8 protein-coding genes are annotated in these 15,839 nt (G+C 46.0%); 1 reads left to right on the top strand and 7 read right to left on the bottom strand.

What is annotated here, in order from left to right; translation table 11 throughout:
* The first annotated feature begins 623 nt into the window (after positions 1 to 623).
* Complete coding sequence (pgeF, locus tag QE357_RS04860; protein WP_309706280.1) at positions 624 to 1,376, top strand: peptidoglycan editing factor PgeF; 753 nt, start codon at positions 624 to 626, stop codon at positions 1,374 to 1,376.
* 50 nt (positions 1,377 to 1,426) lie between these two features.
* Here the strand turns inward: pgeF and QE357_RS04865 are convergent, their stop codons facing one another.
* The 7 genes from QE357_RS04865 to QE357_RS04895 all read right to left on the bottom strand — a co-directional run bounded on the left by QE357_RS04865 (position 1,427) and on the right by QE357_RS04895 (position 15,820).
* Complete coding sequence (locus tag QE357_RS04865) at positions 1,427 to 2,557, bottom strand: alpha/beta hydrolase (protein ID WP_307142224.1); 1,131 nt, start codon at positions 2,555 to 2,557, stop codon at positions 1,427 to 1,429.
* Positions 2,558 to 3,054: 497 nt separating this feature from the next.
* On the bottom strand, positions 3,055 to 5,679 hold the full coding sequence (locus tag QE357_RS04870) for a glycosyl hydrolase 2 galactose-binding domain-containing protein (RefSeq protein ID WP_309706283.1): 2,625 nt from the start codon (positions 5,677 to 5,679) through the stop codon (positions 3,055 to 3,057).
* A 110-nt stretch (positions 5,680 to 5,789) separates the two neighbouring features.
* On the bottom strand, positions 5,790 to 8,081 hold the full coding sequence (locus QE357_RS04875) for a GH92 family glycosyl hydrolase (protein WP_309706285.1): 2,292 nt from the start codon (positions 8,079 to 8,081) through the stop codon (positions 5,790 to 5,792).
* A 444-nt stretch (positions 8,082 to 8,525) separates the two neighbouring features.
* Positions 8,526 to 9,491 (bottom strand): lipid A deacylase LpxR family protein, encoded by a 966-nt coding sequence (locus QE357_RS04880; RefSeq protein WP_309706287.1) that lies wholly within the window; start codon positions 9,489 to 9,491, stop codon positions 8,526 to 8,528.
* A 781-nt stretch (positions 9,492 to 10,272) separates the two neighbouring features.
* Positions 10,273 to 13,383 (bottom strand): CusA/CzcA family heavy metal efflux RND transporter, encoded by a 3,111-nt coding sequence (locus QE357_RS04885; protein WP_309706289.1) that lies wholly within the window; start codon positions 13,381 to 13,383, stop codon positions 10,273 to 10,275.
* Positions 13,384 to 13,411: 28 nt separating this feature from the next.
* Positions 13,412 to 14,494, bottom strand: coding sequence for an efflux RND transporter periplasmic adaptor subunit (locus QE357_RS04890; protein WP_106637997.1), 1,083 nt, complete (start codon positions 14,492 to 14,494; stop codon positions 13,412 to 13,414).
* Between the two features lie 36 nt (positions 14,495 to 14,530).
* The gene (locus tag QE357_RS04895) at positions 14,531 to 15,820 is read right to left on the bottom strand and encodes a TolC family protein (protein WP_309706290.1); all 1,290 of its coding nucleotides are present in this window, start codon (positions 15,818 to 15,820) and stop codon (positions 14,531 to 14,533) included.
* Between the last annotated feature and the right edge of the window lie 19 nt (positions 15,821 to 15,839).

Raw genomic sequence — 15,839 nt, forward strand, 5'->3', positions numbered from 1 at the left:
TGGAGTTTGGAGTTTGGAGTTTGGAGTTTGGAGTTTGGAGTTTGGAGTTTGGAGTTTGGAAAGGTAAAAACCTATAAAGGTAGGGGAGTTGTTTGGAAATGGGAATCATAACCCCGGAGGGGTTGAACCTGAATAGCCCCGGATGTTAATCCGGTTTTTTTGTGTGAGGTACATACTCCTGCCCTGGCTGGTGTCTTTACCAGCCAAAAAGCCTAGTGTTTGGTGAAGACACCAACCACGTTGGATGGGAAGAGGTTTGGAAATGGGAGGTATAACCCCAGAGGGGTTGAATGTGGATAGCCCCGGGTGATAACCCGGGGTAAACGTTGGACGGGCCATACGCTCCCCGCCCTGGCTGGTGTCTTCACCAGCCAAAAAGCATAGTGGTTAGTGAGGACACCAACCAGGGCGGAAAAAGCACACAATCAAGCATTCAAGTAGAGATACGACTTTACTGCGTCTGGTCGGTAAATAAAAATCCTTTCAATCGTGATGAAACTGCCTCTTACCCAGACGCGATGAAGTCGCGTCTGGGTAAGAGGGACGGGCTGAAACTGAGGTTTGCTCATGGGTCAAAACAATAAATCATTAGTTTTGAGCTTTCTTATCAAGTTTAGATGGCCATGAGTACTAAGTCTCTTTTTTATACACCCCCCATATTCCAAGCATTTTCAGAATTAATTGCCGCTCAGAGCACGCGTCACGGTGGCGTGAGCCAATCGCCCTATCATAGTCTGAATTTGGGCGGTTCTACGCAGGATGATCCTGAAGCGGTTCTTGAGAACAAACGCCTTTTTTACGAGAGTTTAGGAATCAAAAAAAGCCAGGTGGCTTCTTCTCATCAGGTGCACGGAACGGAGATATTCATAACCAATCAACCTGGACGAGAACAGGGGCACGATGCCGTCATAACTAATCAGGCTGGGGTAATGGCTTTGGTAACCATTGCCGACTGCACACCAATTCTAGTATATGATGCCCGTACCCAAGCAGTTGCTGCCATTCACGCAGGGTGGCGGGGGACAGTAGCTGGAATTGTAGCAAAAACACTAAAAACGATGCAGGAAACCTACGGAACTCAACCTGAAGACTGTTATGCCTGGGTTGGTACTTGCATTGACGAGTGTTCGTTTGAAGTAGGGAGCGACGTGTCCGATCATTTCGCCGATCGTTTTAAACGCTGGGACGAAAACAGGCAAAAATTCTTTGTGGATTTGAAAGCCGCTAATGCCTACCCCTTGCAAAGCTTTGGTATTCCTGATTCTCAAATTGAAATATCACCTTATTCAACGGTCCTTCACAATGAAGATTACTTCTCCCATCGTCTTGAAAAGGGCATAACGGGACGAATGGTCGCAGTCATTGGCAGAAAATAAAAGAGGGACGCAAAACGTTTGCATCCCTCTTTCTATAGAATCATCACTCACTATCGACCAAAAGCACTTCTCAGTCGTGAAGCCGCGTATTCCTGAGCGTCCTGAGCATTAGGCTCGATGGCATAAGTTCCAAAGAATTCGTGGGTTACACCTTCATACAGACGGTATTCCGTACTTACTCCGGCAGAAGTAAATTTGTCTGCCAGTTGTTTGCCTTCCGTTTGCAAGGGATCGATCTCCGCTCCGATGATAGTCGTGGCAGGTAAACCACTTAGTGTGGCTACGTCAACCAGCGAGATATATCTGCTATCGCCGTCAGACATAGTACGGAAATACTTGTCTACAAACCACTCTACCAGAGGCTTGCTTAGCGGTTTTGCGTTTGCATACGTATTATACGAGGCGGTAGTTAAATCATTATTAGCTACTGGATACACTAGGAGTTGGTGAATCGGCATTGGGAAATTGTTCTCACGAGCCATGATACTTACGCCAACGGCCATATTACCACCGGCACTTTCACCGGCTACGGCAATTTTAGTAGAATCGCCATTGAGTGAAGCGGCGTTTCGTCTCACCCATTTGTAGGCTTCGTAACTGTCCATATGAGCCGTTGGAAACTTATTTTCGGGTGCTTTACGGTATTCAACAGAAACGACTATTGCTCCAGTATTGCGAGCCAGTGCACGGGCTGAAGCCTCATACACTTCGGGACTGGCAATAACCCAGCCACCGCCGTGGTAATACACAATGACGGGTAAATTACCACTAGCCCCTTGCGGACGATATACTACTGCCCGGATATTTGTACCACCATAACCGGGAATCAGGCGTTGACTGGTATCTACCTGCATGTCAGGAGCCGTAATGTTGTTTCTGCTCAGCAAAGAGCTAACGGCGTCTTTAATGGATGGTTTGGTACGGGCCTGCTGAGGAGTGAGGGTATAAAGAGGAGTCGAATCCAGACGAGCCATTTCTTCGATAATAGCCTGCATTTGTGGCTTAATGGTGGGTCCCCAGGAAGGCTTGGGACCAGTCGGTTGAATATCCTTACCCGGATCCGTGTCGTCATTTTTGTTGCAAGCTGTTAAGCTTAGCAGAGCGAACATCGCCAGAAGATAACCTCCCTTCAAAAGAAGTCGATGCTTCTTTTCTGCATACGTATTCAATGTTGATTTCATGTGGAGTTGGATTTGTTAAATAACTTTTTATTTCCTTAACTCCCTGAAATTCACATACCATACTTAAATTCATTAGCCTTAATAACTAGGAGAGATGTAGCTAAACTAGTAGGGCTTACCTATTAGATTTATTTGAATAAATTAGTGAATCAGCTAATGACTCACCTAGTTAATAGACTTGAGATAAGATAATTACTTGAAATAACGGAGAACCAGACAGTTGAAATAACGGAAAGAAGGGCATTCATCCAGAATTGATGAATCCGGTCAGGAAAGGTAAGCATATCTTCAGAGTAAGCTTATGCTTTGATAAGATCAAATGGCAAAATAATATACGCCGTTCAGGATTATTCGCAACCTTTTGAGCAAGCGATACCTCAGATGAAATATTTGTTGTATAGCTGTCTAGCCTCCAAATTTCCGTTAACAACCCTCTAAAACAGCCCTTCCCGAAAGTTCTTAAACTTCCGGGAAGGGCATAAACAACCAACAATTCATTACAATCCAATAGGAATGAAACGGTCCCCTACATTCCAGCCTTCCAGCGAAACGAGCGGTTTGTCTTCGGTTTTGGGTGTATATTCCAGCGTTATGGTTTTTTGTTCCCCCGGTAATATCGAAATGTAATTGTCGCTATAAAAGACGGGTAACACGCGTTGCTTCGTTTGCGAGTGTACCAGCGAGATTCGATTGAAAAACGCTACCGGATTATTGGCTTCATTGCGTAGCGTTACTGCAATTTTACCTTTGGCTACTTGTCGGGCCGTAGCCTGAATGTCTACTTTCTTTAACTGCTGTAAGCCCGTGTAGGTGCCTTTCTCATTTGGTAACCAGTACAGGTTATCACTCACCACTTCCTTATTCAAATTCAACAGACGTAAGGACAGAAACACGCCGTCTTCTTTCGCAGCTTTTTCCAAAGCTTTCGCTATGGACAGGTAAGGGCGTGCCGTACTGGGGCCAATTTCTGTGAATACCTGTGTAATCACCGTTTCCTTGCCCTTCATGTCGTAGAGCTTCACGACCATCATTAAGTCGCGTTGCGTCTGAAAGGTATTATTCGCCATCATCACCATGCTGTCCACAGGATTATACATGATGTGCAACGGCTCGCTACCGCTATGCAAGCCATACAAGCAGGCATTCGGATCGAGGTAATAATCGTACATCTGACCGCGAAGAGCCGTCCAGGGGTTTTGCGTTTTCCAGATGATACTTCCCGTATACCATTCCCACATGTGTGAAGAGAAACCTTCCATTAATGCCCGGTACTGATCGTAATTAACGACCTGAGCTTTCAGTCCGAAATCGCGGGTATCTTTAGCCTTACCGTAAGGGTCAATGTACTCGTCGTATCCAATGTATTTATGGTAGTCCCACACCGAATCCACTTTTGATTTACCATTACTGAATTGGGGAGCAGTAAGATTTTCCTTCGGAATAAAGCGTTCGAGCGACTGAATATCTCCTACACCCACTGAACCCACTTCGGAATTGAAAGGCCAGGTTTTGAAGGACCAGAATTTAGCAATGGGTTGAATGCCATAAGGCCCGTCACCATTACCGCCGAGTGAATTGAAGGACATATCATCCGAGTTGGAATAATCAATGAACCAACGCGTGCCATCCAGAGCAGGTAACAGCGAATCACGGAGTGGTAACATGATGTCAGTAGGCAAGGTAATTTCGTTCCCTCCACACCAGATGGCCAGCGAAGGGTAATTCCGAATCATCTTAATCTGATCGGCGGCTGATTCAAGGAATAGCGAATGGTCATCGGGATATTTTCGGCGAGTCCACTGATCTTCCAGTTTCGCGGGATCTACCCAACGGCCATTGCAGTCGCCCGAACCCCAGAAATCCTGCATAACCAGTAATCCATATTTATCACAGGCTTCGTAAAATTCAGGACGTTCGGTAATGGCTCCTCCCCAGATACGAATCAGGTTGAGGTGCATGTCGCGGTGAAAGCGAATCTCGGCATCGTAACGCTCAGGGGAGAAGCGTAGCATGGCATCCGAGATAATCCAGTTACCGCCCTTGATAAATACTTTCTGCCCGTTTACCGAAACCTGCTTGCTGCGGGTGGTGGCGTTCCATTCCGTTTGAATTTCCCGAACACCAATATTGATTTTTTCTTCATCTGAAACGTTCGCTCCCGCTACAAACTGAATCGTGACTGGATATAAATGTTGCTGACCATACCCATAAGGCCACCACAGTTTAGGATTGTTCAGCGTTAAGGCGGGTAAGTCAACAGTTACCGTAGATTTAGCGGGGATACTTACTTTTTTAGAAATTTTAGTGCCTTCAAGCGTGTATTGAACCATTCCCTCCACGCGGTTGGCTGTAGGATTTTCCAGCTCCGTAGATACTTTAATCGTTGCGGGTTTCTGTGGGCCCTCGGGCATCCGTTTGCCGGGAACGAGCGTAACCACGTGCGGATTTTTCAGATGAATGGCTCCCGTTTTTTCAATCGTTACCTTATCCCAAATGCCCGTGTTACGATCGCGGATGGGTTGAATCCAGTCCCAACCCGCTACGTATTGATGCGAAACGTTTTTAGCAATCGTACCGTCGCCGCCCTGTCCACCGTTAGGGTTACCTACCGGATCGGGAGGATAGACAATGACCGCCAAACGGTTGGGGCTGCCTTTTTTCAGGTAAGGCGTAATGTTAAACGTCTTCCGCAGAAACATGCCCGTGTGGGGCTTATCGGTTAATTTTTTTCCGTTCAGGAATACTTCACAACTGTAATTAATGCCCCGAAACTGAAGCCAGACCTGCTCACCTGATTGAGCTTCTTCCTTAAAATCTTTGACGAACCAATAAGTGTAATAATCCCGACCCGTGTGGTAAATGTCTGGAATGTGCTTGTTATTCATTCCGTAAAAAGGGTCGGGAATCTGCTTATTATTCAGCAGGGTCGTCAGCACCGTGCCGGGAACGGTGGCAGGTTGCCAGTTGGCCAGGCTGTACGAAGGATTGGAAAGTTCCGTGCCTTTTACCGCTACTTTCCCAACGGGGGCACACTTCCAGCCCGCGTTGAGTTCATAGGGTTGCTGAGCAAAACCCAGAGCCGAAGTCAGCAGGGATGCCAGAGCAAGTAAGGTCTTTTTCATAGAATTGAGGGAAGAAATGTTTGAGGATTAAAAGAATAACCTCCGGCAAAACCAGATTCAACGGTTTCGCCGGAGGTTACATAAGGCCCTCCGGGCGGGTAAAAGATTAGTTAGTCGTGAATGGAACGTGGACGGTCGGCGGGATTGACGCCAAACGTTTTGCTGGGTTCTTTACCCATTTGAATTTCCATTTCACCACCATTCATCAGGTCTTGGTGTAATAAATAAGACCGGGTATAAGGCTTTCCATTCAGCTTAATGCTCTGAATGTACTTGTTCTCGGGACCGTTATTCACCGTTTTCAGGTGGAAGGTTTTTCCGTTACCCAATTGCAGAGCCACCTTGTCAAATACAGGACTACCAAATACGTAAGCTCCATTGGCAGGGTTTACGGGGTAGAAGCCCATCGAAGACAGGATATACCAGGCTGACATTTGGCCGACATCTTCATTACCAATGATTCCGTCAGGTTTGGTAGTGTACATATGGTCAAGGATGTAGCGTACTTTTTCCGCCGTTTTCCAGGGTTGACCTACGTAAGTATACAGATACGTTACGTGGTGACTGGGTTCATTTCCATGGGCATATTGACCAATCAGACCTGAAATGTCGTTAGAGGCCTCGGCTCCCATGTCACCTTTAATGATAAAAAGGGAATCCAGTTTTTGTGTGAACCCTTTTTCTCCACCCAGTAATTCAATCAAACCTTCCACATCCTGAGGCACCAGCCAGGTGTATTGCCAGGCATTACCTTCGGCGAAATCATCTTTTTCGTGACGCGAAACGAAAGGATTGAAAGGCGTCCGCCATTCTGTATCGGAAACCCGACCCCGCATGAAACGCGTGCTGGCGTCGAAGTTATTCCGGTAGTTTTTCGCCCGCTTGCTGAAGTAGGCGTAGTCTTCCATTTTACCCAGCTTCTTTGCTACCTGAGCCACGGCCCAGTCGTCGATGCTGTATTCCATGTTTTTCGCCACACTTTCCGTTTGCGTATCTGCTGGAATGTACCCTTTTGCTTTGATGTAATTCAGGCCGCGTTCATCCAGCATAGCCGATTTTTTCATCGCCTCAAAAGCCAGATTTACGTCAAAACCATTAAATCCTTTCAGAATGGCATCCGAGATAATGGGTAATGAGCTGTTACCGGGCATGGTGTTTGTTTCATTACCTACTAAATGCCAGATGGGTAACTTACCTTGCTGCTGATAAATGTGCAGCATTGTGTTTACAATGTCATTCACGCGTTGACCCTGCGTAATCGTCAACAACGGATTTGCTGCCCGATACGTATCCCAAAGTGAAAAGGTAGTCAGGTTTTTGAACTTTGCGTTCGGGTATACTTTCTGATCTGCTCCGCGATAATCGCCGTTATGATCGTTGAACGTTGACGGAGCAATCATGGTGTGATACAGAGCCGTGTAAAAAACCTTCAAACGATCCTGATCTTTGGTGTGCACCTGAATTTTGCTCAGTTCCTTATTCCAGGATTCATCGGCATTTTTCGCTACCTGATCAAAATCCCAGCCCGGTACTTCGGCTTTAATATTAGCTAAAGCGTTGGCTTCACTGACGGGAGAAATTCCCACTTTTACAAGCACCTGATCGCCCTGTTTGGTAGCAAAACTCAGCACGCCTTTCACCTGATTCCCCTTGGCTGATTTGCCGGAAATGGCAGTGGTGGCATTGTATAAATCGAGTTTTTCGATGGGTTTCGAGAAAACGATGGCGAAGAATAACCGCTGATCTTTAGCCCAACCCGTTGAATAACGATACCCTGTTAAAGTGGTCGCGTCTTTTTGTTCGAGATACGTATCCGTTGCCCGATCCCAGCCAATGCCTTCTTTCAGATCAATAAGAATGTGTGATTCGTCAGATTTAGGGAAGGTATAGCGATGCATTCCCACCCGCTCGGAGGCGGTTAACTCCACACCAATATCATAGCGTTGCAATTTTACGGCATAATAACCGGGGTAAACCACTTCGTCATCGTGCGAGAAACGAGACATGTACCCGCTTGGTGAATTACCCGCTACGCTACGCTCCAGCCGGACTTTACCCGTCGTTGGAATCATGAGTACATCGCCTAGATCCCCGATACCCGTTCCGCTGAGGTGCGTGTGAGAGAAACCGGCAATCAGGGAGTCCGATACGTGGTAACCCGAACACCAGTCCCAGCCATCCCCTAACTTCCCGGGGTTCGCCTGTGTAGGTCCAATCTGTATTGCCCCAAAAGGAACGTTCGCCCCTAAAAATACGTGACCGTGAAAACCCGTACCAATGCGGGGATCAACATACTGGGTAAAATGCCCCGGCTTCGCTTTGGCAGCGGAAGAATGGGGTTTACTATGTTTGCCGCAAGCGGCAGCCAGCAGGGCCAAAGCCAGAATACTTACTTTTTTCATAAAAACAGAACACGCAAAGGCAGCAAGAGCCTCGGTAGAAATGTATCAATAGTGTTAGGTAACCCTAAGAAATCGTATTAAGGGAGTTGAAGTTAAGGAGCTTAGAAGGCGAATCCTTATTTTTTAAAATATTTTACAAATATGGGAAATGGTTTGGGCTAGAAAAGAAAACGATTGAAATTCTGGGAAGGCTACAAATACTTGATGAAAAAATGATGGTTTTAAGGAAGTATAAAATTCTAAAACCGCCTTATAAAAGAATTGCCGAATAATATTTGGAATCTAAAACGGAACGCATCGACTGTAGAGACACGGTTTATTGCATCTGGCCGAGCATGAAATACGATACGGATAGTTCCCGTTGGCGTCGAAGACGCAATTCTCAGGAATCCGTATTGAAAACGCGGAATAACCGTGTCATTTGATACGATGAGTCGCTTTTTATTAGTTAAATCGATAGGCAATGGCAAATCCTCCGTAATGCTCGGCTTTTTCCCGCATCAAACGAGCTTCGCGTTGCGTGTAGGAGAAGGTAGAGGAAAGGGTTAGCCGATGAAATGCTGCCGTTATTCCCAGTTGATGCAAGTAAACAAATGGAGTGATAGGTCCGGTAGCGGGACCTTTGTCCTGAAGAAAAAGACCACCCTGGATGGTGGAGTTATAGAGCTGGTATCTGAGTTGAGGATGGAAAAAGAAATAAATCTCCGGTTTCTGATGATCGGAATTACGACTGATTTGGGCATTAAATAAAGAGGACTCCGAAGCCTTTTGAAAGAGGCCGAGCTGGAATAACAAACCCGCTGAAGCACTGGTAAAAGGCGTACCGAGCTCCACTTGTGCCGACGTAAATACTTCTAGCCAACGCTGACGTTTGGGAGGTAATAAGCTGTGAAAATATTGTCCGCGAAGGTTTAGGGAGAACTCGCTATTCAACTGCTTAACCCAGCCTTCGGGAGGAATAAAATTAAAGGTTTTGTGAATAAGCGTTTGTATCTGCTTGGCATACGAATGCTTACCTGTAAAGCCGAGGGAGGCCGAAACATTTAAAACCTGATTTTTCCGGTAGAAAAAAGAAAAGCCTTTTTGGGCATAGAGATAGCCCGTATAGGGTCGATCAATTTGGCGAGTCGTTACTAAAAAAACGTTTTCTGGATTATAAATCATTTGCCCGATCTGGTACGTAGACGTGATTTTAGTAACCTTACGGGTGCTATCGAGGCGATTATTAAGCTTTGAGGGTAGGTAATGAAAGCTGGCAAAAATACCGTTGGTATAATAACCATCGTGCCTGTTCCAAAGGTAGGCATCGTTTTCAGAGGTGACTTTTAGTTCATGACTTTGAGCTAACAGCAGTTGGGGGAGAAGTAGTCCAAACCAAAGAAAAACAAACCGTAAAAAGGCAGAAGGCATAAATGGCAATGTATAGAGGTATCAGGCATTAGAGAAGCTAAGCTAATAAACTGCAAAGGAAGGAAGATGGTTTGGAATGCCTTGGTGTCGCCGTTGCGGTTTGGAGTTTAGAGTTTAGAGTTTAGAGTTTAGAGTTTAGAGTTTAGAGTTTAGAGTTTAAGAGGGAAAACCAGTAAAGATAGGGGAGACGTTTGAAAATGGAGACCCTAACCCTGGAGGGGTTTAACATGAATAGCCCCAGGCTGGATAGCCCCGGATGATAATCCGGGGTGAATGGGCCGGATAATTTGAGAGTGCGACAATTCACATGAAGATGCGACTTCATCGCGTCTCTAACAAAGAGGGAGACTAGAACTCTACTTCTGTTGTTCTTACGAACTAGCTTTCCCGCCCTGGCTGGTGTCTTCACCAGCCATTCATATAAAGCCTAGTGGTTGGTGAGGACACCAACCATGGTGGAAAGTTAGGCAAGACGTTTGTAAATGGGAGGTATAACCCCTCCGCAGTTTGGGATAGATTATACTGTGGATAGCCCCAGGTTGGACAGCCCTGAATTGACAATCCGCAGAGAAGAATCCACTATCCTGCTTTCACAGCGTCACAGACGCGGTTCTCTCAAATCCGTGTTAAAAACTTGGACTAACTTCCGCATTCCTGCGTCCCCTCAACATCATTTCCCATAATTCCATTTTGATAGACTTAGGCTTAACAAAACAAAGGGTTTGAGGAAATCACTTTCCTCAAACCCTTTGAACCCTTCAAACAAAATCAAATCCCAATGCTACTGCATCAACTTTTTCCGACGTTCGCGGCCACTGTAAACCCATTCGTATACAGCGGGTAGAATCAATAAGGATAATACCGAAGCAGTCATCAAGCCTCCAATGACTACAATCGCCAGTGGTTTCTGCGTTTCGGAACCAATACCGTGAGATAAAGCGGCGGGTAACAGACCCAGCGAAGCCATCAACGCGGTCATCACTACCGGACGTAAACGGGATTTAGCTCCTTCTTTAATGGCTTCTCCCAATGGCATTTTTTCGTGTAAGTTCTGTCGGAATTTGTTGACGAGGATAACCCCATCCTGCGTAGCAACCCCAAATAAAGCGATGAAACCAACCCCGGCAGAGATACTAAAATTCATTCCAGTAAGCAAGAGGGCAAGAATGCCGCCGATCAAGGCAAAAGGTACGTTAAGTAACACCAGAGTTGAATCCAGAGCACTGCCGAACGAAGCAAAGAGGATAAAGAAAATAAGTAAAATACTGATAGGAACTACAATCGCTAACTGTTTCTCGGCCCGTTGTTGGTTCTCAAACTCCCCGTTCCACTTGATTTCGTAACCTTTATCCAGTTTTACCGCCTTATTTACCCGACTTTGAGCATCTTCAATGGTGCTTCCCAAATCCCGGCCACGAACCGAGAATTTGACGGCAATGAAGCGGGCGTTGTTTTCCCGGTAAATGAAGGCTGGGCCAGCTACGTTACCAATATTAGCAATTTCCTTGAGCGGAATCTTACCGCCGTCCATGGTTGGTACTCGTAAAGCTCCGATCTGTTCGATGGACGAACGGAAGGGTAAATCATAGCGTAACCGAAGATCGAATTTGCGTTCTTCTTCGTAGACCTGACTTACGGCTTTACCACCAATCGCCATTTCAATAACGGCGTTTGCATCGGCAGCATCTACGCCGTATTGAGCCATTTTGTCGGGATTCAGCGTAATGATTAACTCCGGTTGACCGAGGTTACGAAACACGCCTAAGTCCTGAATGCCGGGTACTTTCTTAAGAATAGCGTAGACCTGATCCGCTTTTTTGTCCAGTACGTTTAAGTCTCGTCCCTGTATTTTGACGGCAATCGAGCCTTTGACGCCGGATACGGCTTCTTCAACGTTATCCGAAATGGGTTGGGAAAAGTTAAAGTCAATGCCCCGGTATTTATGCAGTTTCTGTTGCATTTCGGCGATTAACTCATCTTTGGTAATGTCGCGTTTCCACTCTTCCTGAGGGTATAAGTCCACGAAGAATTCCTGATTGAAAAAGCCCGTTGCATCCGTTCCGTCGTTAGGACGGCCCGTTTGGGAGATTACGCCGCGAACTTCAGGATACTGCTCAAAAACCTGACGGAATTTGCGGGTATAGTGATAGGAATCTTCCAGACTGATACTTAAAGGCATACTGGCCCGCACGTAAATCGAACCTTCGTTAAGGTGAGGCAGAAATTCCGTTCCTACAAAGTGGAAGGAAGCGAGGGATCCGATGAGGAAAAGAACGGCTATCGTGATAGCCCGTTTGGGGTGATCCATCACCCGATTCAGCAGTGGAGCGTAGTTCCGGTTTAGAAATTCAATAACCGGATTATGACGTTCGCGGACGTTTTTATTGAGTAAAATGCTACTTAAAACTGGAACCAGTGTCAAGGCCAGCAATAAAGCACCGAGCAGAGCAAAACCCATCGTGAAAGCCAGCGGACTGAAAAGTTTACCTTCCACTTTCTGGAACGAGAAAATGGGTAATAAAGCCGTAATAATGATCAGCTTGGAGGTAAAAATGGATTTACCCATTTCCACCGAAGTTTTCAAAATTCGGCCCATTTTGGCTCGTTTATTAAACCTCTCCATACCCTCATGCTCGGCCCAGTGAGCCAGCATTACAAAGAGCCCTTCCACCATTACTACCGCTCCGTCAATGATAATTCCAAAGTCAATAGCTCCGATGGATAAGAGATTGGCTGACATTCCTTTCATCCGCATCAGGATAAAAGCGAAGAGTAAAGCCAGAGGAATGACGATGGCTACGGTAACCGTTGTCCGCCAGTCCGCCAGGAAAATCAACAGAATGACGGTGACCAGCGTAATACCCATAATCACGTTTTCGCCCACGGTGTGCAGCGTGTGATTGTTGAGCTCCGTACGGTCGTAGAAAACCTTGATTTTTACATCAGAGGGTAAGACAACCGAATTGAGATAGGCAATTTTCTCCTTTAGTTGGGGTAAAACCAGTCCTGGGTTTTCACCTTTCCGCATCAGAACAATGCCTTCTACCACATCATCATGATTGTCCCGACCGACGATGCCTAGTTGAGGTAAAGCCGATTCGTGAACGGTTCCCAGATTGGAAAGCCGAACGGGAACGCCTTTTACGTTCTTAACGATCACCTTCTCAATGTCAGAGACATTTTTTACAATCCCGATACCCCGAACCACAAATGCTTGCTGCCCTTCCCGAAGGATATCCCCGCCGACATTCACGTTAGCTCGTTGCAGGGCACTGTAGACATCAAGAGCCGTCAAGTCATATTTGGCCAGTAAAGCAGGGTTAATACTTACTTCGAAGGTCTTAACGTGTCCACCAAAACTGACCACATCAGCAATGCCCGGAACGGCCTTGATCGCTTTCTCTACCGTCCAGTCCTGAATGGTTTTTAATTCCGTGGTATTCTTGGTATTGGAAGTCAGCGTGTAGCGATAAATCTCCCCCGTAGGGCCAGCGGGAGGCTGAATTTCAGCATCTACGCCATCGGGTAAGTTTACATTCGCCAGTTTCTGACTGGCCTCCATGCGGGCGTTGAAGTTATCAACGCCATCTTCAAAAACGATTTTAATGAAAGATAAGCCGAACAGGTTAATGGAACGAATCGCCGTCTTATGGGAAATGGAGTTCATTTCTGTTTCAATCGGACTGGAAATGAAACGCTCCACTTCTTCGGCACTACGACCCGGCCATTGGGTAATAATAACCACTTCGGTATTGGTTACGTCGGGGTAAGCTTCCACCGGCGTATTGTAAAAACTAACGGCTCCCGCAATGACAACCAGTCCGGTCATCAGAAACACAATGCCTTTGTGTTTAAGGGAAAAGCCAATGATATTTTTAATGAACTTATTCATGATCGGACCCGGGAAGGGAGTGGGGGGATTAGTCCGTTAATTCATTGAAAAGTAATAAGGCACCTTCGGTAACGATGGGATCACCATCTTTCAAGTCGCCTTTCACATAGCTATAGCGGGAAGTGCTACGGATGACTTCCACGGGTACTGCCTCGTATTTTCCTTTGCCCATATCCTTGATGACAAAGTATTTATCTTCGCTAAAAATGACCGACTTCGGATTTACCGCCAGTAAGCTTTCGGGTTTTTCAATGTGCAGTTTAATCGTGCAGAACATCTGAGGTTTCAAAAGTCCACCGGGGTTAGGTAATACCACGCGGGCTTGTAATACCTTACTGTCGTTATCAATCACCTGGCTGATGTTTTCAATTTTTCCCTGAAAAACTTTATCAGGATACGCCAGAGTTGTGATATTCACTTGCTGTCCCACTTTAACGGCTTCAATGTCCGATTCGTAGATATTAATCAGAATCCAGACATCCGACAGATTGGAGATGGTGAACATGCTGTTTCCATTGTCCGAACGAATTTGGGTATTGGGGTTCACGTTCCGTTCTACCACGTAACCACTCACGGGAGATTTCACCAGGAAGGTCGGCTGGTTAGTAGACGAGGTTCCGCCGTACATTTTCAATACCTGCGTCGAACGATCCAGTTCTGAAGTCGCAATTTCGAGTTGCTTACGGGCATTAATCAAATCCGATTCGCTCGAAAATTTGCTTTTATAAAGCTGTTCGGCATTATCTGCATTGCGTTTGGCAATGTCGAAACCGGCTTTGGCCTGATTATAATCGCGTTGAAACTGGCTTACATCCGCACTTTGCAGTTTGGCTAATATTTGGCCCTGTTTCACATAGGCTCCAAGCTCGGCGTTTACTTCCAACACATTACCACTAACAATGGGGAAAACGCGATCTACCTGTTTCTGATCGAAAGACACTTCGCCCGTGAATTGTAACTCCTGCTCGTAATTTCGAATGTGAACCGTATCTGTCTTAAAGGCCGAATCCGTATCCTTCGTATTTACTTCCTGGGGTGTTTTGTTTTGCTGACAAGCCGCAAGAGTCAGCAGACTCAGCAGGTAGAAAAACGGCTTTAAGTTCGTTTTCATAAAAAGTGGGAAAAGGGATGGAAACCTGGAGTGGAGTTAAAAAGTCTTGGAGTTAGTAACGTAATTGATTTGTTGCTGAGCCTGATACAACTGGTTACTCAGGTTAATGAAGTTCAACTGAGCATCTTTATAGGAGCGAACTTTATCAATAAAACTGACCAGATCAATCACCCGTTTTTGGTAGTCGATGGTCGCGTTTTTACTGATGTCCTGAATGCGTTGACGGTATCCTGGATCAAGATTTGCCTGTAGTTGCTGAGCATGCTGCCACTGTTCGTAGGCGGAAATGACTTCCTGTTTTACCTGTAACTGACTTTGGTTAATGCTCTGATTGCTTTGTTCGATTCCAATTTTAGCCGCCTGAATGTTTCCCTGATTGCGATTTTTGAAAGGAAGGTCCATGGCTACCTGCAAACCGTAATAGTTAGGATAAGCATCCCCAAATCTTGCATAGTTGGCCCCAACCATTAGCTGCGGAGTTGCCAGCGATTTCTGATACGTAAGATTTTGCTGAGCGTATGCCGATTGGCGTTGAGCTGCTTTTAAATCAGGACGATTAGAAACTGCCTGATCCAGTAATTGATTGAGCAGGGGTGATGCCGAATCAAGGTTTTGAAATTCAGTGAGGTAGTAGGTAGAGGACGAATCGGCTAGAAGTATACGTAAGGTGGCTTCGTCTTGACTGATCTGGTTACGTAGGTCATTGATGGAAGCATCCGTATTCCGTTGTTCCAGTTCCAGACGGGTAACTTCATATTCAGAAATAACACCCAGTTTTAATTGAGCCCGGAATGCCTCAAGTAGATTGGCCAGGCGAGCTCGTTCTTCCTGAATGAAGGCATACTGAGCCTGCTCGCTGGCAAGGTTACCAAACGTCTGGGCTAATTGATAACGCAAACTCCGCATCACATCCTGAAAAATGGCTTGCTGAACTTCCGTATTTGCTTCATTTAAGGCCACCAGTTTACTCCGGCGACCCGCCAGATTCAGTACTTGCTGTAGTTGCCAGCTATAGGCCCCCCCCGTAGGATTAAGTATATCTCCTGATGGGTTTCTTAGAGGAAGCACTTTTGACGTATTGGGATTGTAGGCATTAAACCCAAACTGAAAGTTAGGATTATCCCAAAGTTTCGCCTGCTGCACAGCCGCTTCTGATAAATTGATGTTGTACTTCTGGGCGATCAGCGTAAAGTTTTTTTGCAAAAACTGCTGCTCGGCCTGAGGTAAGGTCAGGCGAAGCGTATCGGTCTGTGCAAAAGACGATTGAGCAACCGAACCTAAAAAAAGGATGCTCAGTAAGACTCTGAATAATGGAATAAGCTTCACTGTCTGGTAGTTTAAAAGT

Origin of the sequence: Siphonobacter sp. SORGH_AS_0500, from assembly GCF_031453245.1 — a bacterium.
Lineage (GTDB): Bacteria > Bacteroidota > Bacteroidia > Cytophagales > Spirosomataceae > Siphonobacter.

Bases quoted from the DNA above. Each gene is read 5' to 3' on its own strand.
- QE357_RS04875 (WP_309706285.1), bottom strand. From the start codon at position 8,081: ATGAAAAAAGTAAGTATTCTGGCTTTGGCCCTGCTGGCTGCCGCTTGC.
- pgeF (WP_309706280.1), top strand. From the start codon at position 624: ATGAGTACTAAGTCTCTTTTTTATACACCCCCCATATTCCAAGCATTT.
- QE357_RS04890 (WP_106637997.1), bottom strand. From the start codon at position 14,494: ATGAAAACGAACTTAAAGCCGTTTTTCTACCTGCTGAGTCTGCTGACT.
- QE357_RS04880 (WP_309706287.1), bottom strand. From the start codon at position 9,491: ATGCCTTCTGCCTTTTTACGGTTTGTTTTTCTTTGGTTTGGACTACTT.
- QE357_RS04885 (WP_309706289.1), bottom strand. From the start codon at position 13,383: ATGAATAAGTTCATTAAAAATATCATTGGCTTTTCCCTTAAACACAAA.
- QE357_RS04870 (WP_309706283.1), bottom strand. From the start codon at position 5,679: ATGAAAAAGACCTTACTTGCTCTGGCATCCCTGCTGACTTCGGCTCTG.
- QE357_RS04865 (WP_307142224.1), bottom strand. From the start codon at position 2,557: ATGAAATCAACATTGAATACGTATGCAGAAAAGAAGCATCGACTTCTT.